This window comes from Roseobacter sp., from assembly GCF_045106495.1.
GTDB lineage: Bacteria > Pseudomonadota > Alphaproteobacteria > Rhodobacterales > Rhodobacteraceae > Roseobacter.
Genome location: NZ_JBGCEQ010000012.1, coordinates 1 through 23,469, shown reverse-complemented (window position 1 = coordinate 23,469; position 23,469 = coordinate 1). Strand labels below are relative to the sequence as shown.

At 53.7% G+C, this 23,469-nt stretch carries 21 protein-coding genes and 2 pseudogenes; 11 read left to right on the top strand and 12 right to left on the bottom strand.

Annotated elements, in window-relative coordinates; translation table 11 throughout:
* From AB8B75_RS10365 to AB8B75_RS10350, 4 genes are all read right to left on the bottom strand, one after another.
* A complete protein-coding gene (locus AB8B75_RS10365) occupies positions 1 to 3,120 on the bottom strand; it encodes a CHAT domain-containing protein (RefSeq protein ID WP_405362006.1) in 3,120 nt (1,039 codons plus the stop codon).
* A 2-nt stretch (positions 3,121 to 3,122) separates the two neighbouring features.
* On the bottom strand, positions 3,123 to 6,395 hold the full coding sequence (locus tag AB8B75_RS10360) for a hypothetical protein (protein ID WP_405362005.1): 3,273 nt from the start codon (positions 6,393 to 6,395) through the stop codon (positions 3,123 to 3,125).
* Positions 6,392 to 7,678 carry a tetratricopeptide repeat protein gene (locus AB8B75_RS10355; RefSeq protein WP_405362004.1) on the bottom strand — a complete coding sequence of 429 codons (1,287 nt, stop codon included), beginning with the start codon at positions 7,676 to 7,678 and terminating at the stop codon, positions 6,392 to 6,394. Before AB8B75_RS10355 ends, AB8B75_RS10360 begins: the two co-directional genes overlap by 4 nt.
* Positions 7,679 to 8,013: 335 nt before the next feature.
* Positions 8,014 to 8,733 (bottom strand): serine protease, encoded by a 720-nt coding sequence (locus AB8B75_RS10350; protein WP_405362003.1) that lies wholly within the window; start codon positions 8,731 to 8,733, stop codon positions 8,014 to 8,016.
* A gap of 556 nt (positions 8,734 to 9,289) precedes the next feature.
* On the opposite strand from AB8B75_RS10350, the gene AB8B75_RS10345 reads away from it, so the two are divergent.
* Positions 9,290 to 9,682: a transposase gene (locus AB8B75_RS10345; protein WP_405362001.1), complete on the top strand. Its 393-nt coding sequence runs from the start codon at positions 9,290 to 9,292 to the stop codon at positions 9,680 to 9,682.
* Positions 9,683 to 9,773: 91 nt separating this feature from the next.
* Here AB8B75_RS10345 and AB8B75_RS10340 read toward each other — a convergent pair.
* A pseudogene (locus AB8B75_RS10340) lies at positions 9,774 to 10,232 on the bottom strand (IS481 family transposase); the annotation flags it as partial.
* Positions 10,233 to 11,118: 886 nt separating this feature from the next.
* On the opposite strand from AB8B75_RS10340, the gene AB8B75_RS10335 reads away from it, so the two are divergent.
* The 5 genes from AB8B75_RS10335 to AB8B75_RS10315 are packed head-to-tail and all read left to right on the top strand — an operon-like array spanning position 11,119 to position 14,741.
* Positions 11,119 to 11,613: a DUF411 domain-containing protein gene (locus AB8B75_RS10335; protein ID WP_405362000.1), complete on the top strand. Its 495-nt coding sequence runs from the start codon at positions 11,119 to 11,121 to the stop codon at positions 11,611 to 11,613.
* Positions 11,610 to 12,074: a c-type cytochrome gene (locus tag AB8B75_RS10330; RefSeq protein ID WP_405361998.1), complete on the top strand. Its 465-nt coding sequence runs from the start codon at positions 11,610 to 11,612 to the stop codon at positions 12,072 to 12,074. Before AB8B75_RS10335 ends, AB8B75_RS10330 begins: the two co-directional genes overlap by 4 nt.
* Positions 12,071 to 12,415: a copper resistance protein CopC gene (locus tag AB8B75_RS10325; RefSeq protein WP_405361997.1), complete on the top strand. Its 345-nt coding sequence runs from the start codon at positions 12,071 to 12,073 to the stop codon at positions 12,413 to 12,415. The genes AB8B75_RS10330 and AB8B75_RS10325 overlap by 4 nt, the downstream gene beginning before the upstream one ends.
* Before the next feature lie 5 nt (positions 12,416 to 12,420).
* Positions 12,421 to 13,299, top strand: coding sequence for a copper resistance D family protein (locus tag AB8B75_RS10320; protein ID WP_405362108.1), 879 nt, complete (start codon positions 12,421 to 12,423; stop codon positions 13,297 to 13,299).
* A 14-nt stretch (positions 13,300 to 13,313) separates the two neighbouring features.
* Positions 13,314 to 14,741: a multicopper oxidase family protein gene (locus tag AB8B75_RS10315; protein WP_405361995.1), complete on the top strand. Its 1,428-nt coding sequence runs from the start codon at positions 13,314 to 13,316 to the stop codon at positions 14,739 to 14,741.
* A 111-nt stretch (positions 14,742 to 14,852) separates the two neighbouring features.
* Here AB8B75_RS10315 and AB8B75_RS10310 read toward each other — a convergent pair whose 3' ends face one another.
* Positions 14,853 to 14,972, bottom strand: coding sequence for a metal-sensing transcriptional repressor (locus AB8B75_RS10310; RefSeq protein ID WP_405361993.1), 120 nt, complete (start codon positions 14,970 to 14,972; stop codon positions 14,853 to 14,855).
* A 73-nt stretch (positions 14,973 to 15,045) separates the two neighbouring features.
* On the opposite strand from AB8B75_RS10310, the gene AB8B75_RS10305 reads away from it, so the two are divergent.
* A complete protein-coding gene (locus AB8B75_RS10305) occupies positions 15,046 to 15,183 on the top strand; it encodes a hypothetical protein (protein WP_405361991.1) in 138 nt (45 codons plus the stop codon).
* A 399-nt stretch (positions 15,184 to 15,582) separates the two neighbouring features.
* Positions 15,583 to 16,770 carry an acetate/propionate family kinase gene (locus AB8B75_RS10300; RefSeq protein ID WP_405361990.1) on the top strand — a complete coding sequence of 396 codons (1,188 nt, stop codon included), beginning with the start codon at positions 15,583 to 15,585 and terminating at the stop codon, positions 16,768 to 16,770.
* A 130-nt stretch (positions 16,771 to 16,900) separates the two neighbouring features.
* On the opposite strand, the gene AB8B75_RS10295 is transcribed toward AB8B75_RS10300, so the two are convergent.
* The gene (locus AB8B75_RS10295) at positions 16,901 to 17,362 is read right to left on the bottom strand and encodes an Lrp/AsnC family transcriptional regulator (protein ID WP_405361989.1); all 462 of its coding nucleotides are present in this window, start codon (positions 17,360 to 17,362) and stop codon (positions 16,901 to 16,903) included.
* A gap of 124 nt (positions 17,363 to 17,486) precedes the next feature.
* Here AB8B75_RS10295 and AB8B75_RS10290 point away from each other — a divergent pair, with 124 nt between their 5' ends.
* Together AB8B75_RS10290 and AB8B75_RS10285 are read left to right on the top strand one after the other, a co-directional pair.
* Positions 17,487 to 18,284, top strand: a complete 798-nt coding sequence (locus tag AB8B75_RS10290) for a phenylalanine 4-monooxygenase (protein WP_405361987.1) — start codon at positions 17,487 to 17,489, stop codon at positions 18,282 to 18,284.
* A gap of 4 nt (positions 18,285 to 18,288) precedes the next feature.
* Positions 18,289 to 18,624 (top strand): 4a-hydroxytetrahydrobiopterin dehydratase, encoded by a 336-nt coding sequence (locus tag AB8B75_RS10285; RefSeq protein ID WP_405361986.1) that lies wholly within the window; start codon positions 18,289 to 18,291, stop codon positions 18,622 to 18,624.
* Between the two features lie 347 nt (positions 18,625 to 18,971).
* Here AB8B75_RS10285 and AB8B75_RS10280 read toward each other — a convergent pair whose 3' ends face one another.
* The 3 genes from AB8B75_RS10280 to AB8B75_RS10270 all read right to left on the bottom strand — a co-directional run bounded on the left by AB8B75_RS10280 (position 18,972) and on the right by AB8B75_RS10270 (position 20,654).
* A complete protein-coding gene (locus AB8B75_RS10280) occupies positions 18,972 to 19,445 on the bottom strand; it encodes a DUF4188 domain-containing protein (protein WP_405361984.1) in 474 nt (157 codons plus the stop codon).
* Positions 19,446 to 19,727: 282 nt separating this feature from the next.
* On the bottom strand, positions 19,728 to 20,435 hold the full coding sequence (locus AB8B75_RS10275) for an IS110 family transposase (RefSeq protein WP_405361983.1): 708 nt from the start codon (positions 20,433 to 20,435) through the stop codon (positions 19,728 to 19,730).
* 36 nt (positions 20,436 to 20,471) lie between these two features.
* On the bottom strand, positions 20,472 to 20,654 hold the full coding sequence (locus AB8B75_RS10270; RefSeq protein ID WP_405361981.1) for a hypothetical protein: 183 nt from the start codon (positions 20,652 to 20,654) through the stop codon (positions 20,472 to 20,474).
* 106 nt (positions 20,655 to 20,760) lie between these two features.
* Between AB8B75_RS10270 and AB8B75_RS10265 the strand changes: the two genes are divergently transcribed.
* Entirely contained in the window at positions 20,761 to 21,261 is a 501-nt protein-coding gene (locus tag AB8B75_RS10265) for a hypothetical protein (protein ID WP_405361979.1), read from the top strand.
* A 620-nt stretch (positions 21,262 to 21,881) separates the two neighbouring features.
* Here AB8B75_RS10265 and AB8B75_RS10260 read toward each other — a convergent pair.
* Positions 21,882 to 23,066 (bottom strand): pentapeptide repeat-containing protein, encoded by a 1,185-nt coding sequence (locus AB8B75_RS10260; protein WP_405361978.1) that lies wholly within the window; start codon positions 23,064 to 23,066, stop codon positions 21,882 to 21,884.
* 313 nt (positions 23,067 to 23,379) lie between these two features.
* Positions 23,380 to 23,469 (bottom strand): annotated as a pseudogene (locus tag AB8B75_RS10255) (integrase); the annotation flags it as partial.

Sequence of the window (23,469 nt, the reverse complement as noted above, 5' to 3'; positions counted from 1 at the left end):
TCAACCGGTGCCACCAACGACGACAAAGGGCGCCCAGTAAGCCGGATGCCCGAAACGCGCATTTCGGGTGCCTTCAAGCGTATAGCCTTTGCGGACGCGATCCATCGCCTGTCTCAGAGCTTCTGGGCGACTGACGGCGTCCTTTGCCAGAACCTCCGCGGTGAACACGGTCAAGGCTGCGGCAGCCGCGGACGGAACATACCAGTGACTGACAAGAAGGCTACGCGCGCCGGCTTGGAAAAACCCGCTCGCAAGACCGGACAGCCCTTCAGCCCGGTCGTCGCGTCCTGCGGCTGTATTGCATGCCGAAAGGATGACCCAGTCGGCCTTGAGATCCAGGGTTGCAATCTCGCTTGCAGTTAAAAACCCGTCGCCTGCCGCGTTTTCGTCTGGGCTAGCTGCTGGGGTGAGCATGAGAGCCGGTTCGGTCGTGCCCAATTCCCGATTTAAAAGTCCATGTGTTGCGAAGGCCAGGACCCGCGCATCCCGCACCGAAGCCGATGTCCGGACGAAATTTTCCGTTGCCTGCTGTCCCACCACGACCAAAGGTTTTTGCGAGCCAGCAATTTCTGCGCCAAGCTTGTTCAGTTCTTCTTCAGTTTCCGGCAGCGCGTAGCTCTCCCGCGCGAATTTCGGATTGCCGATCCCGACAAAGGCAAGGCTACCGGGTGTTGCATCACTTTCGCGCAGTGCGACAAGTGATGCAGGCGAGGGAAGAACCGCAAAGGCGTGCTCCGCCCCAAACCATGGAAGAGCCGCCAGTGTTTCGGGATCCGACATGGCATGCTTGACTGGAGTTTCCGTTAGAAGAATGGACACCGGAATCGACCGCGCGGCTCCGTCCGCTATGAAGAAAACGTTTGTGGTCCGGGCTATTTCTTCCTCAAATGGTTCGAAAATCTTGGTGTAAAGCATATGGGCCGCGTCCAATGGAAAAGCTGGCAATTCTTCGTCTGGCCCAGCATTTGCAATCTCGATCGCTTGCCTAATCCTCTGTACACTCTGCGCAAGTTCCATACTGGAAAGATCAGTTTTCCTGTATGAAAGTCCCGAGGCATCAATCCAGAAAAGATGTGACTGATCTGCTCCGGTCAGCTGCAAGAGCATACCTTCGCCGTCTCTCAGGTGCTCGGTTATCCGCTGCACGGGCACGGGTATCGACTGATCTGTTGGGGATAGATCGCCAGTTCCGATCTCGGTATCGAGGTCGGCGATGCGTTCCATCAGATCAGCCAGACGCAACTCGACGGCTTCACGATCAATTTCGACGCCACGTACTGCACCGCTGATTCCGAGCAGAAGTTCGCGCGTGAGAACGCAGTACTCTGTGATATATTGTGCCCGTTCGAGTAGCAGCTGCTGGCTGCGTTCGTCCTTCTTCCGCATGCCCGCTTTTGCGAGAAGGGCGTTGGATGCTGCGCCCATATGGGCAAGCTGGGCAGCTTCCAACAACTCGTTTGCGAGCTTGGTATCAAATTTCTCGACCGCGGCGAGAGAATCGACGGCGGTGGTCAAGAGCCGATTTCGTGCTTTCACCTCGCTCGCCCTCACGTCGCAAGCTTGGGATGACGGTCGCATTTCCGATCTCAGGTAAGTGAGCGCTTCTCGTGCGTGAGCTGCTGCCTCTTGAGGCTGGTCAGATCGCGAAAGCAAACGGATTTCAACTTCCCTGGCTGCCGCAACCAGCCGGGCCCCGGACGCGTTATCCTTTTCAATAATCCGAAATGCAGTACTCAGGTTATCTGCCGCGTCCACATACCATTGGCCACCGAAATTGGTCTTGATCGATGCAAGGCGTATCAACCCTGGAACGAGGTCCGAACTTTGCGGCCCGCGCAACCTGCTGATGTCGCGGACCGCTGTCTCCAGATGGTCTATCGCTGGCTCGTTTTCGCCGAGACCGCTGAAAGCAAAGCCAAGCGCGGAATGCGCATAAGCAACGCGCAGATCCGAGACGCTTTCCGAAAGTGTTTCTAGAGCCGTTTCGGCGACCGATCGGGCGCTTTCATATTCTCCGACGCCATTAAAGATCATCGCCAGCTCAACGCGGGCTTCGGCTGCGGGCGTTGTTCCAATGCCGGCGCTGTCCTCAAAGACCCGGACCGCTCGGGAAAGATAACTGATTGCATCACTTGGTCTTCCAAGGTCTGACGTTACCAGGCCAAGGCCCACTAATGTGCGGGCAACAATCGGATGCTGCTTGCCGATGCGGCGTTCTATGTCCTGTAGCGCCGATATATACAGGCGCTCGGCGCGCAGCGATCTGCCACGCAGCATGTTCACTTGCGCCTCCAGCAGCTGCGCATGCGCGGTTTGCAAAGGATTTGCGAACAACTCCACCGCTTCGCTGAAAAAACCCTCTGCGCGTGACAGATCTGATCGCTGCAAGGCGATGCGTCCACGCAGAACCACCAGCTCACCCTGCATGGTTCGGTCCTGACGGCTTGCTAGCAATTCCGCCTCGGAGACCAGCGCTTCTGCCTGATCCGCTGCCAAAAGCCCATCGGTGTCCAGGCGAAGCTTCGTTCCAGCCAGATCGATCAGAGCTGACGCGAGAGCCGGATCGGATCCCTGCGCGCGTCTCGCTTCGACAAGGGCGTCAAAGTGATCATGTGCGGCGGTTATGTCCCCCCTTTCGCTTAAGGTCAGAGCAAGGTGCCTGCGCACATCAAAACGGATCTCTTCAAACCCACCCTCAGTGTTGAGAACCGACAGAGCGGTCGTGAAATCTTCCTCGGCGTACTCGAGAATTCCGGAGTCGAGACTTATCTTGCCCCGTTCGGATTGGTAAATTGCAGTGACAATCGACGCATCTGAGCCGACCCTCGACGCATGCTCCACGCTTTCTTCAGCGCGCTCCAGCGCACCTGAAAGATCGCCCATGGCCCGAAGAATTTGAGCCTCTTGCCAAAGCGCGCGTGCCATCAACCCAGCGAATTCAGGTGTCTCCGGGGAAATTGCCTGCTTGGCCGCCTGCGTTTCCGACATTGCCGCATCAAGATCGCCTTGCGCGAACAGCGCATGCGCGCGGCCGAGCGCGGCGACATCCGTCTTGGCCGGAAATACAAGCAAAAAAATAAATGCGATGGATGCAAGAAGTCGGATCGGTTGGCGTCGCATCCTTACTTCTCCGCAGCAAAAGTTCCACTTGCGCGGTAGGTGTCCGCATCAGGCGCATTGGACAGATCGAACTGCCCGCCGAGCGCATTTGGTGACTTTCCTTTTGCATTGCTGCTGACACCACCGAAAAAGTCGCCGTTCAGGCTGCCCACCCGGCCCGGAGCTTTGAGGTTCGTACTATCGAACCCGCCACCGGACTTCAGCTTCGTGCTGCCGACATAAGTACTGTTGTCGAATGTCATCTCCACAGACCCGGCACTTTTAGTTCCGTTAAATGTCCAGCTGTTCGTATAGGAGCCAATTGCCGTGTAAGTGGCCGTGCCATCAAAAGCATTGCCGATGGCGTGGCCCGTGTATGTGGCGGTACCCGTAAAGTCCTTGTATTGAGATACGTCGATCGGGTCACCTGCGACCCATGTGCCGATGTCGATACGGCCTTCATTGTTATCGGTAGATACAGGGATGCGGTCGCCTAGGAAAACACCCCATTTCACGTGCGCGTAGTCGCGCACGAAAGTACCTTCATCGGAACCCAGTCCCGTCACGCGCCGCCCGGATTGCCCGTCGACCTGAACCGTCTGACCCAAGACGAAAGCGGAGGAAGCCAAAGCAAAGTTCCCTTCAGAACTGAGGGCGCCAAATCGGGACCTGTCCACATAAGCGCTCAATGCCGTGCTGTTATTGCCGGACCCACCGAGTTCGAATGTAGATGAAAAATCGTCGCGGCCTTTAAGCGTAACACGTGCAGCTAACCTGTTGGTCGCTGGGTCCGTGACGATACGCAGGTTTGGACTGCCCTCGGCACCGGCCCCGCGCTGTGTGAGCCCGACAGTGCCTGCGTCCGATGGAAATTCGGCGAGACCGGCGGCATAGCCAAAAAAGATCGCCTTCGTATCGCGCTTAGTGGCATCGAACTCCGGCGGTGCGCTGCCATTCTGCGCGAATGTTCCGGTCGAACTCTCATGCACAGACCCCGTTCCCCGCAGCAATCTCACGGTTTGAAATCTCTCGCTAGCGTCACCTGGGTCGAGCGGCGTGGCATCCCCGCCTCCTTCAAGAACGAAGTATCCGGCGACCCCCTGCAAAGGTGTATTTGGGGCAATACGTTGTTCCGGATTGCCGCCGCCGTAGGACGTAGAATCTAGCGAAGAATAAATGATCTCGGACGCGACATACTCTCCATCGTCGCGGTCTCGCGGGTCGGCGGGGTTGTCACGGCGACTGCCGAGGCTTTCGATCACCACGGAGTAGTTTGATCTGGAAAGAGGATCTTCTATCAGGCGGCGGTTGCTGTCGCTCTCCTCCTGGCTGTTGTCGAAATTGGGATTTGGGTAGATTGTGCTTGCCTGATACTCAGATCGATCGACCCGCCCCGTTGAAATGGACAATGTGCTGAATTGTTCGCTGCCGGTTCCGGAAAAACCAAGATCGCCATGGGCGACTTGTGCGACCGTACCTGTGGGACTGTCCGAATCCTGGGCATCGTATACAAAATAAACCCCCGGATCCGAAAGCGCGATACGTTCGTCGGGCGAGGAAAAAAGATAGCGTGCCCGGCTCGCGTCGGACAGCAAGGCGCGGCGCGGCTGGTCGCTGTCGCCATCGATCAGATCGAATAACCCCAAGGACGTTTCAAACCGATCAATACGGAAATTCCGCAAAGCTGGGGATGTTTCGGCGGTTGTTCCGGTTGCAAAAACATAGGATGAGGCGAAATCGTCGAGATTAGTACTGTCGTCTTCAGTGAAGTGGTACAAGATGAAAGCGTCATCGACTTGGAAGGCGTCCCTCGCATCGAAAGTATTTTCGTTCTGAGAATCGTCTGCCGCGCTCGAGAATGATGCCACCAGCCCAGTTCCAAACGGCAGTGGATCGTTTCCGCTAGAGCCAAGGTTGAGAGAAAATACCCGATCGAATTCGCTGTCGGTTCCGCTGAACTGCGGAGCCGCATGGTAAGCCGTATCGAAGTCGCGACCTATGACGTCGTCCTCAAACACTCCGCTATCTTCATCATTGACCAAAGCGCTGTAGTCATCAAATCCCTGATTGGGACCGAGACCTAGGTCAATCGCATCGCGAACTGTAAATTCCCCACTGACTTCATCTCTGGACGCAAGACCGTACTGTCCAATTCTAAATAGGTTCTCGAAGTCTGACGACGTATAACCAAGCGAATCCACGCCACGTCCGCGCACAGCACTTTCGACGGGTTCCGCATCAGTATTTGAGAAGAACACGTCTGTGGCTGAAGTTCCTGGGAAAATCACGTAGCTTCGGAGGTCCGGCTCGCTGGAGTCACCGAAGATTGTAAAACGCCCGTCGGCTTGCGACCCGGTTGTGCCGCTCACATTCACACTGGAGGCGCCCGGAACATCGATTCCTGGCGCGTAACTCAGCGCGAGCACGACATTATCGCCAAGGCCGGGGCCGGGGCCGCGTGGAATTGTAGGACCACCCGTCGTTGGACCACCTGTCGTAGGGCCACCCGTCGTTGGGCCACCCGTTGTAGGGCCTTCGCTGGTCTGTTCATTACGTGCATTGGAAAGACTGTCACCCAGGACATTGTCGGCACGTGAGGTTTGGCCCACGGGCCCTGCATCATCTGCGATCTGCCCCGAAGCGGGCACGAAAAGGCCTCTGTCCTCCTCGCTGTTTGATCTCGCGGCATTCGCTGCAACTGCCCGTACGGCGGGTCGCAACGCCCGCCTGTCCTGCGCAATCGTCGACCCAGAAACCCGAACTGCGCGGGATGGACACCCGCCGGCATTCGCCGTCGTGACAAAGCCTGCCCGACTGAGGCGGCGCGTGCAGCGTCCGCCGGCACTGACATTGACCCGACCGCCAATCGCCATGTAGGCCGATGCGGTATCGCCGGCGTCCACGGATATCACCGCCGTGGCATCTTCTATGGTTATCCGTGTATTTCCTGCAAACACTTCCAGATCACCGCTGCGCCCAAGAGCGCCCGAACTGATGCGGTAGGTGCCGGGCGCGAGACGCAAACGGCCAGCACCTCCGTTGCCGTCCCATTCGAACTGAACAGCTGTGACGGATCCACCCGCGCCGATCACAACGGTCGTGCCGTCCGGCAACACGACTTCATGAGACTGGCCCTGACGGGCATCGTATCGTCGACCGCCCACCGACCCGGTCCCTGAACGCGCGGAGATGCCGTCTGCATCGACCGTCAGGCTTCCGCTTTGTGCAAGCGCCGGGTCCACCCCAAAGATCAACACCGCGGTTACAATTTGATGTCGCCATGTCCAACGAGTCATCTCAGCCTCCTGAAGTTGTAGCTCACACCGATGGAGATTTGCAGGTTGTCATAACTGTCATTTGGCAGGTTGCTGTCGTTGCGCGCATAAGCCAGGCCTGCATTGAGCAGCCATTGTTCCGCGACGGGAATCGCGGCGTCTAGACCGATCCTCCACCGATCATCCTCCTGCACAACGTTCGGGTCGACCTGAGGATTGGCCTGATCATATTCCGCAAGAGCGTAACCAGCGGTCAGGCTCAGGTTGGCAGGATCCAGGTTCGACCCAAACGGATTGCCCACAGATTGGCGCAGCGACAACTCAATCCCGGTTGCTACATTCGATTCAAAACTCGCGTCAAGATTGGAGTCGGTTAAGCTCAGTGCGGTGTCAATCGCCAGCCTTGCAGTCAAAGCGCGCCGAAAGCCAAATCGCGCGGTGATCTGTCGGCCTTCGAAATTTTTGGCAGTTGGATTCACGTCGCTGTTGAACAGATTTTGCCAGCGTGCGTCGATCTCGGCGCGAACTTCGGTGCGCGGGTCCAGCGCATGGGCCCATTCCGTTCCGACACGGGCCGCATTGCCATAGTGTTCTTGCCCAAGAAACAATGTCGAGGCGCCGATGTAGGGGCGAACCGAATGCTGTCCATCCAGTCCAAACCGGAACCGAGGGCCACTAGTTGCTCCCACAAATGTGATGTCCGAGCTCGAAACGTCCTGATAGCTCTGGGAAAAGACCGTCAATTCCGTATCTATGAAGGGGCCGTATTGCCCACCAAGATCGTAAAGATGCTGCATTCTGAATGACAACACAGCGGAGACATCCGATGTAGAGCGATCCTGATCCGCAATGTTGAAGGGAATGCCGCCGACGAGCAGACGGTCCGGTGCTGTGTTGGCGTTGGAGTCGTGTCGGAGGCCTGTCGTAACGGTCCCGCGGAACACATGGCGTGACTTCTGCAGCCCTATCTCTTCAATCAAACCCTGCGCTCGCAGTTTGATTGGCTCTGGTGTTTGTGGATCTTCAAGTACTTCCAGAAGGTAGCTTTCGGCAAGTTCCAGAGATCCCCCGCGCAAGTACAAAAGCCCCAGTTCGAACCGGATATTCGTCAAGCCCGGGTTCAACGTCAGAACACGCTCAAGCGCGTCAATCGCACCCCTAATGTCGCCAACAGCAACCGCAGATTCTGCAAATACGAATGCTTTTTCAGGGTCGTCCAGATCAGCCAGCATTTCTGCGCGACTACGTTCGTATTGGTTCAGCGCAACTGGGGACTGTTGCGCCTCAGCTTGAGCCGCAAGCAAAGATATTATCCCTGCAAATACAAACCTGCTTAGAAAAAACCGCATCTTTAAATTGTTGAAAAACCTTAATTTCAGGTAGACGCTAGCAGTTTCGAGCAATTTTTACGAGAATTATCTCGATAATATTCGAGCGTAGCATTGGACTGTCATAATGGAAGCTCAATGTGTTGTACCGGCTCAATCAGTCATCTTAAAAGAGATGACCAATCAGAACAGGAAGCGGGTCATTTGGCCCAGAAGCTAAAAGGCTATCCGTTGTTCACGGCCAAGGTTCTGGTCAGAGCGTTTGAAAACACACCGCTCGGTCTATTAGGCGAAGAAATTTGGCCGTAAACCTATCGAACACTTTGCTGCATCAAGCGTTCCGCTTCCAATCTTATAGCGGAAGCTGAGATCAGAAAGGCTTCACTTATCGTCGAATGGCGTGCAGGCGACAATGAAATCGCGGCAAGCATCCCGATCAGTTGCCCGTCCTCATTGAACACAGGTCCTCCAGAGTATCCGCCGTGAATTTCGTCGAAGATGGCAATAATACCAGTTCCGAAGGACTTCAGATGCACTGAACTATCCGTCACTCGACCGGAAAGCTGGTGTGCCCGCGCATGTCCGGATCGCACCGTTGCCCCAAAGGCGAAAACACGTGCCCCGACAAGGACGGGGTGCGACGGGGTTGGAGAAGTCACGGATTCCTGCTGATCGATTTGTATGATCGCAAGATCCATCCGCGAACTCTTGGCGATGATAATCCCTTTCACCCGTCGCGAACGCGGATAAGTAGTGACCAGGGTAATTCTTTCTCCGGCGTCCCGTCCATGCAGCGTGTGGGCGTTGGTCGCGACCAGACCGTTTCCGAGCGCCACTCCGGATCCAAACAATCTGTCATTCAATATCGTAAAATGTTTATTCGCCACGTCCGGGCTTGCCGCAAAAGCTTGTATTGAGCCGAAAATGGTGCTCGCAAAAACACAGCAAACAATAAGTAATACTAGCCGTTTGACCCTTTGAGCAAAAAGAAACCGAAACACTGGCACCCCATGGCTGCGACAACAGACCATTGGTTATGCGAAGTATCTTGAAAACTGATTAAGCGCCGTGCAATTTCCTAGCTGCGCATCCGCTATGCACATTGACGAAAAACATCAAACCCAGGTCCTTCTCGGTAATCTGCTGGAATCGAGGAGGTTCTCAACCGCCCACTGAAGTTGGTCCTCTTGCAACAGTAAGAAATAATCTCCGCTGGCCGCTCCGGCGGATGCTATTATGCCGATATGGGCAGAATAAGTGCGTTGGAATCGCTCTTTGAGGTGGTCGGTGATTTCGATGCAGTGGTGTCATGTGTCCACGATGCGCCGTTCGCGCCCTTGTGCGGAATCCTCCTGTGGCTAGACATCCGGCAACGAACTGACAAAAGCGAAAGGTGCGCATTCCCTGAAACGGTGACTATCATTCGCTGGTGCGCGCTTTCACTTCCCAGACTCGCGTTGCCGCCAACCGTCACACCGTCGCCTTGCTGCAAGCGGACATGGCGCATCTGCTGAACGGTCAGGTTCCAGGGCAGAGAGAGCGGCTAAGGTCGTATCTCAGGAACCTTGAACTGAAGGAGAGACGACCATGAAACGATTTGTTGGTCGAGATGTATCGCAAGATAGCTGTGCGGTTTGTATCCTTGATGACGATGGGTCGCCGATTTTTGAGGGCGATTGCGCGACTGATCCAAATGCGATTATGCGAACGATCTCAGAGAAGGCGGGTTGTGTCGAACGGATCGTGCACGAGTCTGGTCCGCTGTCGATCTGGCTGTCGCGAGAATGGATCAAGCGCGATGCGCCGGTGGTTTGCGTTGATGCCCGCGCAGCCAACAAGGCGCTATCGGCGCGAATGAACAAGCCTGACAGATCGGATGCCGAGGCCCTCGCACAACTCGCGCGGACGGGGTGGTATCGCGAGGCCCACATTAAGAGCGAAAAAAGCGACAGGCTCCGTCTATCACCGACGTCATTATGAGGCGGCAACGCTGACCTCGGAGAGAACCATGAACCCGATGAGATCAAAAAACGCCCTGGAAACCGAGACCGCAGATAGAGAACGTTCCCGAATGGAACTTGGCCTGGAACTCGCGGTCATTATCCGTGCGGACCTCGCGAATGCGGAATGGAAACTTTCCGATGATGTGGTCAATGAAGTCGACAGCTTTTGCGTGCGCGAAATCTGTTGCATCGTCGATTGCTGTGTATTGGAATCAACGGATCTTGTCGCCGCATTTTCGTTTGAGGGTCAGAATCTTAGCATTCACTTGAATGTGATGCCCTGGAACTTGTTTCTGATAGCCTTTGGTGTGCAATTTTCGCACGCGCGAGCTTCTGGGTATCCGGTTAATGCTCCTGTGCTTAAGGATGCGGTAAACCCCGCGTTTGAGAATTCGATGTCGTGATAGCGCGCTAAATACCAGACAATCCTTATTGGCTCGAGGTAATACTTGCGCCGCAGATATGGCACTTTCTCGACGATCTTGATCGGTGTTTGATTGGCGGGTGTCTTCGGAATAACTTGGCATTCTCTAACCTGGCTTCGCTATGCATGAGATAAGCATCACGCCTTCGAAAAAAGCTGAATCTGCCGACCTCAAAGTGCCGACAGGCTTTGTGGACAATGCCGATTTTCTTAGCGTGTTGGAGCACTCTAAGTTTGCGCTGAATGTTTCGTTCTTCGTTCGTCATGAATACTTCCTCTATTCCAAATCTGGGAATTTACAGAAAGTGTTCCGAGCGACCGTAAACATCTACTAACAACATTTTATCAACGCCACCGCGCCGTCTACATTTATTGAAAGGCCCTTTTTGACACTATGTGAGGCTTTGTTCAGAGATCGCATAACCGCAGTGCTGGTGTCCTTCCAGACAGATTCCCACGTCGCAATTGGTCTTTTTGAGAAGTTATGCACCAGTGCCAGTAAAGTTGAGGTTCTTAACACTTGCCACCTCTTTGACGATTGCGAAAACGGATCATACTTGCAAAATTCGACATACCCCATTTAGGTTTACTTTATGATTTTCTTTCGTTTCTTTTTAATTGTCGTCGCGACGTGTTCCGTCTCGCAGGAAGCAGAAGCTATGCAAGTCCCGGGTCACGATTTTGTCACCGTTGAAACGATTGTGGATGATCGGCCTTTTTTCTGCCAAGAATGCATAGAACGAGAGCGGAACTGCAATGATCTGCCAGCTATGGATACGAATGAAAACGCGGCCGTATCCGGTAAGGACATAACTATTGCGTCGGGTTTTCGGATAAAATGTATCGAACCTACCGACCCTTTCAGTACTCCCCGCGCCGTATGATGCCTGCTGTGCCTGTTCAAGTGCGGACAGCAACTTGCAATCAAACCAAAGCGGGCAGTGCCCGTGGCCCTATTTTTGGTGCGTATGTTTCGCAAAAACAATCTCATGAAACCAATCAAGCCACTGTTAGCCTTCAAGTCCAACACCGCATTGGCACTTGGAATAGCCTCCCTTGGATGGGCCTGCTTGGCCCAAGCCGATAAACATGCGAGTATGGCTGGTTATGGTACCATCCACGTCACCAAAAGCCCAGCCTGCGGCTGTTGCAGCGCTTGTGTTTCTCTTGCCGATGAGGAAAGCCATGACATTCAAACCACCGAAAGGGAAGACGTGACCAGAGTGAAGCTGCATTCGGACATTCCCAGCAATATGTGGGCCTGCATTTCAGCGCAGATCGACAGTTACGTGGTTGATTGCAATGTGTCATTTGAAGCCGTCGCGAAGCTGTTAGAAGAACGCCCCGAAATCAAGTGTATCGCCGTGCCCGGGATGCCTGGTGGCACTGCGGGCATGCGGAATGATGCGACTACACAGTTTGACGTGATCGCGTTTGCGGGCATTGGGGGTGATGGCGAGGTCTTCTATCAGGCCGTTCTATGAGAACGTTCGCACTCATCAGTGTTGTTGGAACGGTCCTGATAGGGGCCGCGTTCTATACCTTCGGAACAGTCTGGGCTGAAACCGGCCGGGTCGTTCTACGCGACCTTGATCCAGCAACCGTTGCATTGGGTGCCGCCGTGTATGAAGCAAACTGCGCCTCCTGCCATGGCGCTGATCTTGAAGGCCAAGCTGATTGGCGTTCCCCTGACGAGGATGGTCGGTTACCAGCCCCGCCTCATGATGAAACTGGGCATACTTGGCACCATGACGGTGACACATTGTTCCAGCTGACAAAGTACGGTGTGGGCGCGTTGATTAACGATGCTGAATATGCCTCGAACATGCCAGTCTATGAAGGCATTCTAAGCGATGAAGAGATCGTCGCTGTGCTCAGCTACATCAAATCGACCTGGCCAGAAGAAATCCGCGCCCATCATAACGAACTGGAAAACAGACAATGAGACAGACGATTTTTGCTGCCTTTTTACTGGCCGCAACCCCAATCATTGCTTGGGCGCACGCAAAAGCAGAACAGACAACACCGGAAAACGAAGCGACCGTTAAAACTGTCGAAGTCATCGAAATACGTTTCGATGATCCGATACGAGTAACGGCAATTTCGATCATCGGCCCGGATGGCGAGGTCGATGTCGAGCGTGAGACCGGCATGGATGCTGTAACCGAGTTTCGCGCGCTTCCAACTGCTGAACTTCCAGTCGGAACCTATAAAATCGATTGGCGTGGTCTCTCAGCGGATGGACATCCGGTCGAGGGCAGTTTCGGTTTCGCAATTGCAAACTGATAGTGATGGAAGGACTGGCACCAATCGACGGATGGGCAATCGCGGCGATTTTTGCGAAGGCCGCAGGCTATTGCGCGGCATTTCTCGCGATAGGCGGACCGCTCTTCATTGCGGCTTTCCCTGATGCATCAAACGATGTGAGGCGTTTGGCTCTGAAAGTCGCTGTGATTGCCTCTTTGATCGGGATTGCCGTACTGGCCCTGCGCTTCGGCATCCGCGCCGCCCGTATCTCCGGCATGGGGCTGTCGGGGGCCGTTGATCCAATGATGCTTGGTTTTGTTTGGGACAGCCCGCTCGGTTCCGCTGCGGTTTTGCGAGGTTTGGGTTGGCTGCTTGTCCTCGCCGTTTTGATTGAAGGCGTGATGGGCCTTGGCATGGGACTGCTTGGCGCCCTGCTGATTGCAGTATCCTATACCCTCGTCGGCCATTCGCTTGGAGATCCCCGCTGGCTACTAGCCTCTCTACTGGCGCTGCATCTGCTGGCTGCGGCGTTCTGGATCGGCGCGCTGATCCCGCTGTGGCATGCAGTATCCCAGCCAGACGGGGCATCGCTCCTGCATCGGTTTGGGCACATTGCCAACTTTACCGTCGCGCTGCTGGTTGCCGTCGGTGTAATTTTCGCTTGGCTGATGACCGGATCGGTCGCCGCCCTGCTCACAACAGCTTATGGTTGGACGCTCCTTGCCAAGCTTTGTGTCGTTTCAGGCCTGATGGGCCTTGCAGCATTCAACAAATGGCGGTTGGTCCCGGCGCTGGCATCTGGCGCACCTTCCGCTAAGCTCTGTTTGCGCCACTCAATCCGAGTAGAAGCTCTAGCGGTTCTACTCATTCTGACCGCGACGGCTACGCTGACCTCGATTACCACGCCTCCAGTGAACCTGTGAGAAGGAAACTGCCAATGCATCAACTCTCTCGACGTACCGTTTTGAAAAGTTTCGCTGCTCTTAGCGGATCGGTTCTGCTGCCCGGACATTCAATGGCCGATGCCAGTCTACCGCTTCTGCGGGCGGCACCATCAAATGCACAACTTGCTCCTGCCGGATATCCCTCGACGCCAGTCTGGGCCTATGCGACCGAGGGAAAGGGCACCGTTCCTGGTCCGGAAATCCGACTGCGCGCAGGAGAACGTGTCAGGCAACGGCTAGTGAACGAGCTGCCTCAAGCCACAGCCGTTCACTGGCACGGCATTCGCATTGAAAATTCCATGGATGGAGCGGCACCGCTCACGCAGGCTCCAGTGCCGCCTGGCGAAGAGTTCGACTACGACTTTGTCGCGCCTGATGCCGGTACGTACTGGTATCACTCACACAATCGCAGCACTGAACAGGTGGCGAGGGGTCTCGCAGGTCCATTGATCGTGGAGGATCTTGATCCTTGGCTTGGTGAAAGTGGAGCCGCGACCCGAGAGCTGGTGCTTGTTCTGGACGATTGGTTGCTGGACAGTAATGCAGGCATTGTCGAAGACAGATGGGATGATCTGCATGCTGCGTCGCACGGCGGACGCATGGGCAATACCGTAACCGTAAACGGGGCGGCCTACCCGGAATTAGTTGTCCGACGCGGCGAGCGAATTAGATTGCGGATCATCAACACAGCTACAGATCGGATCATGCCGCTGGCCCTGCCAGATATGACAGCACGTTTGATTGCTTTGGACGGTCACCCTGTCACGCCACGCGATGTTGAAACGCTCGTCCTGGGCCCCGCCCAAAGGGCTGATGTCGTGATCGATGGTCGCAAGAACGGCGAAGCGCAAGCTGGTTTGTTGCTTGATCCCGGCAATGGGGAATGGGTCGAGATCGCGGCCATCATACATGCGGGCGAGCCCGTGCCAGAATCCAATTCCGATGTGAAGCCTCTGCCTGCTTGGCGTATGCTGCCCGCGCCTGATCTCTCAAACCCACAACGTGAAACGCTGCTGATGGAAGGCGGTGCCATGCGCGGAGTGCAAGAGGCCCGCTTTGGTGGCAAAAAGATGGGGTTTCGTGAGCTTGCTTCCAATGGCATGGTTTGGGCGTTTAATGGTGTCGCTCACGGAATGGAGGAACCCATGTTCAGGTCGGCCTTGGGTCGGACAGTTCACTTGGAAATGACCAATCGATCAATGTTTCCGCATGCGATCCACCTGCATGGTCATCACTTCACCATCCAATCACAAAGCGGATCTGCCAATAGCCCTGGCGACGTGAGGGACACTGTCCTCATCGGAACAGATGAAACTGTTGAGATCGCTTTCGTAGCCGACAACCCCGGCGTCTGGATGATCCATTGCCACATGCTATCACATCAAAAGTCAGGCATGATGGGGTGGTTCGAAGTGGCCTGAACGACGACTTGAAACCGCCATTCAACAGCGCGGAAAGGCGCTCAGGTGACCAGACTACTTCGATGCCTTCCGCAAAAGACCGATCAACGCATCAAGCTTTGCCCGTTGCTCCTACCGATCGCCACTCTGGATCGCGGTTGCGACGCAGTGCTCTGCATGGTTCTCCAGAATAAGCTTCTCGACGCCCAGAATCGCGGATCGGATGGCCTCCGTTTGAGTCAAAATGTCCATGCATTCCTGACTTAAGTCAAAGCGCGGACTACAATTGCGTGCGACTTTCAAAGCTCTCATGGAGTGAGCAAGCATGTATCGCAATATTTTGGTTCCAGTCGTCTTTGATGGCGAACCTGATGTAACCGCACCAATAGAGTTGGCAGAAATTTTGGCGACACCGAATGCCTACACAACCTTTCTGCATGTAGTCGAACAAGTGCCTCCCTAGAGCGTGGACCATGGCGTTGTGCGACATGAACTCCTGATTCCCGGTCGACAGCAAGCCTGGTGCATCGACAATCGGAGATCCGGGTTCTTCTGTTCGACGTATCCATGATCACCGCGACCGTGCCATCCGGCAGCTGAAAGTTGCGCGGCTCAAGCTTGACGTTGCAAAACAACGCCTGGCCAAAAGGCGTCGGAATACGGAGGGAGAACGCATAATGCTTACAACCCATGTTGGAAATTAGGTTACTAGTACCAACGGTAAACTAAGAGTTTTGTGTATAAAAGTCGCTGCTATCTGGCACCTTGCGGTTGCCGAAAGATGAGCCTGTAGAAAAGTAACCGCACTGTTAAGGTTGCAAAAGGCACAGACTTTCAGGCCCGCGACAGAGGGATTACCCGTGTGACGAAGAAAGACGCAATCCTTGTAATGAATGCGGGCTCATCAAGCCTGAAGTTTCAAATTTTTGAAATCATCGGTTCGTCTTTATCACGTCTGCTACGTGGCCAGATCGAAGGTGTCGGAGTCAGGCCCAAACTCTCAGTGAAGGACAGCGACGGTGGGGCGCTCTTGGATCGTACATGGTTAGTACACGAGGTGCCGGACCTGCTGAGTGCAATTTCCAAGATGGGCGATTATGTCCGGAGTATTGAGGGTATACAATTGCGCGCGTTGGGACACCGCGTAGTGCATGGTGGGCCCGATTATGCCGCCCCGGTTCGGATTGATGCTGAAGTGCTCCAGAAGTTGGCTGCCTATCAGGAACTTGCTCCGCTACATCAACCAAACAATCTGGCGCCTATTCGCCTTGCTATGCAGGTTGCACCGCATTTGCCGCAGATTGCATGCTTTGACACGGCATTCCACCGTAGTCACTCGGCACATGCAGATCGCTATGCGCTTCCCGAGGCGTTGTATCAAGCGGGGGTTCGTCGTTACGGTTTCCATGGCCTGTCTTACGAGTACATTTCTCAAGTATTGCCTGAAGTGGCGCCTGAGCTCGCTTTTGGTCGCGTTATTGTCGCGCACCTGGGAAGTGGTGCTTCACTATGTGCGCTGCGGTCCGGGCAGAGTATAGAAAGCACAATGGGTTTCACGGCGCTTGACGGTTTGCCCATGGGTACACGCTCGGGTCAGCTTGATCCCGGTGTCGTTCTGTATCTGATAAGTCACTTGGGTATGAGTGCCGCGGAAGTAACGGAGTTGCTTTATCATCAGTCGGGCCTTGAAGGCTTGTCAGGTTTGTCGAGCGACATGCGCGAATTATTGTCCAGCAATGACCCGAAGGCGCAGTTTGCGATCGACCATTTTGTCCACAGATGCGGCTTGCACATTGGCATGTTAGCGGCTGCATTGAATGGGCTGGATGGTGTTGTCTTCACCGCAGGGATCGGCGAGAACTCGCCAGAGATCAGAGCCCGGGCGGCAGAAAGTCTGGAATGGCTCGGCGCTAAACTTGACCCTTTAGCGAACAGCCAAGGTGTCCCCAGGATATCGACACCAGAAAGCGAGATCAGTATGTACGTCATTCCGACCGATGAAGAGTTGGTAATAGCCCGCGAGACCTTGAGCATTCTGAACGCAGGCTGACTGCTTTGATCTGAAGAATTCTGATCCCGACAGTTCCAGGCCAAAGCGAAGCTTGTCGGCTCAGAATCCATAGTAATCAATTCAGCAAAGTGAACCAATTACTGCTCGCGTGCCACATTCGTGCAGGTGGCTAATTGTCAAGTGGCAGTGGGCCTGAAACCTTCATCTGCCGTAAGATGAAATTGGTCGTCGTCGTGCGAACAACACCAAGTCGCAGGATATTGTTCATGATAAATGTTTCCAAGGCTTCAGGATCGGTGGCCGCGACTTTCAAAATATAGTCAAAGTCACCCGTGATCGAGGAGCACTCCAGAACCTGATCGACTTGATCCACAAACCTGCGAAACACGTCAATGGACGCTTCGCTATGGTCGATTAAGGAAACTTGAACATGGGCAAAAGCATGAAGGCCCAGCTTTTTGCCATCCAAAATAGCTGCATATCGGGTGATGTAGCCTGCGTCTTCTAGCCGTTTTACGCGCCGCCAACACGGGGACGGGGACAATCCAACTGCGTCGGAGAGTTCTTGGGTACTCGCCCGGCCATTGTGTTGAAGAGTCGTCAAGATGAGTTTTTCGAATTTATCCAGCATGATTTTACCTTAAAAGCCTTCTTCTGAGGAAAAAATAACCTGATTTTCCCAAAAACCCTAAGACTTAGGCGTAATTTTTCTGCCTTTTAGCCTCATTATGTCTGGGCAGTTGAGAGGGAATGCCATGCCGAAGTCTACCAAATACACTGCCAAGACCCCAGATCATGAAGGTCGGATTGACTACTCTGCACAGGACGACGCCGTTTGGTGTGATCTTGTCGCACAGCAACAGCCTAGGGTTGCCAAGTTTGCGGCGCGTCCGTTTCTGGAGGGGCAAAAAAAGCTGAATTTGCCAATGGACCGTGTGCCACAGTGCGTTGACCTCACCGAGAGTCTTCTGCCTCTGACGGGCTGGCGCGTGGCGCCTGTTCCCGCATTGATTGGGTTCTCGCAGTTCTTCAAAATGCTTTCAGAACGCACTTTTCCTGCCGCTTCCTTCATTCGTGACCGCGAGGACTTCGACTACATTGAGGAACCGGATATTTTTCACGAAATTTATGGTCACTCGCCTTTGTTGGCAGATGCCCGATTTGCTGAGTTTTCACAAGCGATTGGTGAAACGGGTTTAAGATGCGGGGCTGGCGATTATGCGTGGCTAATCCGTCTCTATTGGTTCACGGTTGAGTTTGGCCTGATCCGCGAAGGGGACGCGATTAAAGTTCTGGGGTCTGGTTTGGCTTCCTCACCGGGCGAATTGCAATATTCCGTGGAGGATCAAACCGCTGTTCGTAAGCCCTTTGATGTGATCGATATCCTGCGCACACCGTACCGGATCGACATTAATCAACCCGTCTATTTCGTGTTGAACGATGTGCAACAACTGCTGAACGCGTGTAAGCGAGATTTGCTGCAAGACATAAAAACGGCCCAAGCCTTAGGGCTGCACGCCCCATCTTTTCCTCAAAAGAAAATGGCCGGATAAAACAATGTCAGAAATTGCGTCGAAGAATTGTGCAGCCTGCGATGGTTGGGTTCCAGCTCTATCAGATGAACGCATTGCGCACTTGAAATCCGAGCTTGATCCAGCGTGGACCATCAATGTCGTAGGCAATGCCCTATCTCGTAAATTCGAATTCAAAGGTTTTGCAAAAGCTGTCTACACCGCCAATCTTGCTGCATTCCTCAGCGATAAGGAAGGTCATCACGCGGATGTGGCTTTTGGTTGGGGCTATTGCCAAGTTACATTCACGTCCCATGAATTGGGTCGTTTGTCAGAAAATGACTTTATCTGCGCAGCCAAGCTGGATGGTCTTGTCTCCTGATTTTCGCTGTTGCTCAAAAACTGACATGGATACTACGACTTCGAACCGGAGCAAACTCCCGCTGACCCGCCTTAGAACTTTCAAATCGAACGACAACCGACCGATTCACATGGCCATTTGACCGATACCGTCGGATGTCGACTTCGAGCCCAGAGCAGACACGCCCCGACTCCCAATCGAGCAGATGCAGCAAAGTGGTTCACCAAAACCATCCGCTGCTCCGCAGCCAGAAAAACGGCCGTTTATATCTGTTGCAGCGATTTCAGTAGGGTCCATGACCGAGTTTTGGGACTTAGCGGAACTTGGGCATGTCGGACTAAACGGGCAAACAAAACTCGGTAGCGCCATCAACCCGCCAATCGCGCACGAGCTTCACTTCGGTTACCGGTAGCCGGAACCAGCTCGGAAACCCGGCCCAATCCATGAGGCGGCATTCCAGAATACACAGCCTCATATTGCCCAGTTTTTATCAGGTAAGTCTCGTGCCAAATTCCAACGTCTGCCCGGCTGTTTTTCATGCGCTTGTTGAAGGCGGTCCATGCCGGATAATGCGCATTGTCTTTGGAACGCGCGTAGGCTTCAAGATGTTCAAAACTGCGCCAGTATTGCACGATTACACCCATGCCTAAACCGTTGTGGCCTAAAAACCCTGTTTCATCGGAAGGCATAGTTTCCAGTTCTTTCAGCATTTTGGGCATGGCAAGAAATGCTGGTATCCATTTGTGGGGTTTCCAAGGTTTGTTGATCCGCATGCCGATGAGAAAAACGACAAAGTCACCTTCGATGTTGGCAGCCATCCGCTGCTCAAGAACTTTTGCCATCGCTCAATTCCTTGCTAATCAAAGTCCGGTTCTTAGACATCCGATAGCTTAGGGCGATGAGAATACATCTGGCAAACGGTAAAACCTAGCTGACCAGAAACGAAACCGAAAAGGGTTCACAGTCGGCATGCGGCATCGCAGTGGGGCAGGCTCGAACCTAGTTCTGTAAGCCGCCATTCCCGAAAAACGGATATTTCTGTCATATCAATGGCGTGTCTCGTTTTTTTGGGACAGTCAGCTGTTTAAAACGGCCACTCTATGAGATTGAGCGGAATGACGGCACTAGAGCCCGCTTCGACCGATGCTGCAACGCGCCTTATCCGCCTTCTCAAGTTTGTTCCTCGCCATGAGCGCCCGTGATGTCATCCCGACGATCAAAAGCTTGCGGATGAATCGGTCACCCTTTTTGGTTATGCGACTAAGGCGTTCCTTGCTATCACTGAATTTGTTCAGCAGTGTGAGGCCCAGCCAAGCCGCCAGATCGCGTCCGGTTTCGAACTGTTCTGCATCTCGGATAGTCGCGACAAGGGCCGAGACCGTGATCGGTCCGATCCTTGGCATACCCATCAACCGTCGCGCATCGGCATCCAGCCATGCGTGCTGTTCGATCAGCTTGGTCGGTCCGTCGATCCGTGCATTGAGGCCATTCAGATGATGACACATCACGCCGAGAATACCGTCTGCGATCTTAGGTGTTTCTAACTGCTCTTCGGTTCCGTGTTCTCGGGCAAATTTGGATACAGCTTCGATACCCATCGGTAAAATGTGCCCGAACTCGCGAAGGATACTGCGGATCATATTCACGACCTGGGTGCGCTGGCGGACGACCAGATCGCGTGCGCGATGGATAGCAAGCACGGCTTGTTGGTCTTCGGACTTAATCTCGACGAAGCGCATAGTCGGGCGGCGTACTGCTTCGCAGATTGCCTCGGCATCGGCCGCATCCGTCTTGCCGCGCTTTACATAGGGTTTGACGTAGGCGGCGGGCATAAGCCGCACGTCATGGCCAAGTTCGCGAAATTTGCATCACCAGTGATGAGATGATCCGCAAGCCTCCATTCCAACTACGCAGCGCTGCAGCGTCTCAAAGAATGGGAGCAGCTTTGTGCGTTTGATTTTCTTGTTGATGATCTTGCGCCCCATGGCCGAAACGCAGTGAACCTGGAAAACATCCTTGGCCAAATCGAGGCCAGAAGTCGTAACTGTCATCGGGTGGCTCCTTTCCTAGCAGCCGATAACAACTGCACTTTGGCACATTCATTGCCGGTGGAGCAGGAGCCACCCACCTCATCCGCATTCGGGTGCGGCAAATTGTTTGATAGATGCTCAGCACAGTCAATTTGGGGTTCCAAATTTCGCCACCTTCTTAGATGTTCATGTTATAAACTTGCCACTTGATGTTGTGATCCAAGGAGGGATTGGCGCGGTGAGAATCTGGATCAGTGTGGCATTTACAGCGTTGTGCGCTGGAAGCTGTGCATTCATCTATGAGGCAAACGTTAACCCTGGCCACGGACCGATGAGCCCTTGGTACATGGCAGGAGCTGCCAGCATCGCCGCCAGTGTTTGGGCTTTTTATGTCTTCCCAAGAATGGGTAGGTGGTGGGTCACCGATGGTCTGTGGATTGCGGCTGCATATCCTTGCGTCGGTGCTATCACAGGTTCTTTGGTTGCGGTTGGGCACCCTTTAGGCATCTATTCCGGAGCGCTTATTGCGATCACTCTCCCGTTGCAATTCCCACTGATGATTTTGCCAGTCTACATTCTTGGCGCAGCGCTGGCTTTTCTTTTGCCTCGTATCCAACAGAGTGCCTAAGCTGGCTCGGGCTGCAAAATTAAAAAAATAGTCAGTCTTCGAAAGCCACCATTCGCACAATAAAGTGGAACGGCAAAAATGTCCGCGAACTGTAAGTTCGCCCATCAACTGATTTCGCAGTTGCAGCGAATGGCCGGTCCGACGGGCCGCACCGCAGCATAGCGTAGGGTGGGTCAATGGCCGGTTTGGGCCGTGCACGTTCTGTTCCGCAGTATCTTGACCGGCTAATCCACCGGCAGAGGTTCGAAGTACACACCCAGGTTTAGCCCAGGCGGTATGCTCTGTGGAGGCAGGGTGTCAAATACGCAACTCCAAAATGCTTCTGGGACAGTGGCTCTAAAGCTGTCCAATCCTAATTCAACCCGGGCATCATCGCCCCTTAGAAAGGCATCATACTCTCTCAAGTACAGAATCTCGAAACTGACACCAACACAATCCGGGTGGTCCTGAGCTTCAAGCTGCAGGGCCTGTGCCGCATCATTGAAGCTATACTCAGGCCAACCTGCATCAAACATCAAATACACTGGTCCAGTTGTTGGATCAGTATGTGCAAAAATCGAGAGAAATGGTAATGCATTCGCATGGCGTAGAGTTCTGGTGACGCGTATCTTCTCAAAAACTCATTCACTTAGATCTTGAAGAGTGAGTAGGCCACTCATATCGAGCGCAGATCGAGCCCCTGGCTCATAGCCGGAAAAGCTATTGAACGTTCCCGCCTCCAATGGCAACTCAAGGAGAAAATTGACGCGCGCCAACAGCGTATCCCAGGTAACCGCATAGTCAACTTTTGGGAATTGCGTGCCAAGTTCCTCGCTCAACTCGTTTTTCGGAAGCGGCAGCCTCCAGTACAATGAATCGAGCGGAGGAAGGAATGCACCGGTAAGGTTTACAGACCCGAGGTCAACGGCAATACGGGAATCGAGAAGATTTGCCAGACTTAGGTCAGTCTCGCCAAGCGAGGATGTACCACTTAATGAGGCGCCTCGAAGATATGCTCTGCTGAAATTCAAGGGTTGCTCTAGTTCGCTCAGCTGTATGCCAGAGGACAATATTATTCTGAGCAACTGACCTCTTTCAGGGCTAAATGTAAGTGGCTCCTTAGAAAGCAGAGGCTCGATCGTGTAAGTTCGGTTGAACCAGGTCCCAGTTTTCAGATCCGCTAAGCTAAGGTTATGGTGAAGCCTCTGGCGAATTTGTTCGACTTCGTGGTCAATGAGATAAGGTTCCGCAACATCGACTATGGCTTGTATGCGACTTACTAGCAAATTGCTTGGTACCCATTCGTCTTGACCAGAGCGCTCCAAGTCAATTGCAGCAATTAAATCAGGCAACTGAGCAGAGAAGAGTGACGAAACTCGGCTCGCTTGAGCCTCGTAGATCTGCTGTTCGATGAGACTGTTCTGTATATCAATGCGATTGACCTGATTGATTGCAGCCATTGCGGTCACCATCGCAATGACTAGACCCATGGCTGTAATCGCTATTCCTAGCGCAGCGGTAGCACTCCAATACGAAAGGCCAATTCTCCCTACTTCGCGGGCGTTAGATATTAACCTCTCACCAGCCTGCTCATGATCTTCAATTTCCGGGGCAAACCTTTCCAAGAGGCTAGACAGAACCAATACTATTTTTTTCTCATCGTTACTCTTCCCGTCTTTAACCCGTTCCTGGACCACAACTTTCGAGTTCTTAGCTATCAAACGAACGATGATGAAAAAAACGAAACAAAATACACATACGGCAAGTCCAACAGTTAAACCGTGCCGCAGCGCAATGCTGGAGTTCAATGTGAACAACAGCGTCAAGCCGATACCTAAGGAAGTGCCAAGAAAAACTGGGATTGCAGCTCTTATCACTGACGCTATTCGCTTTATCACTCGATAACCTCATGAAGTGAACTGGCTGGCATCCTGTTCTAATCCGTTCGTAGACAATTGACACATTGTTGAGCTTACTGGCCGCCCAATGCAAGGCAGACTGAGCCAATAGTATATTGTGCGAACCCTGCTATGAAGTTTGCGTTTGCAGCGAAGGGCTGCTTCGGTGCTCCGCAGCGCAGCGACGACACCCATTGATCAACGACCGCAATGGGCCGTCCTTGTCGAACGGCCCAAATACTTACATTTCGATCGCTTCGGCTATTGCTAGCGCATCTTCGAGTTCAACGCCCAAATAACGAACTGTGCTATCCATCTTCGTATGCCCCAA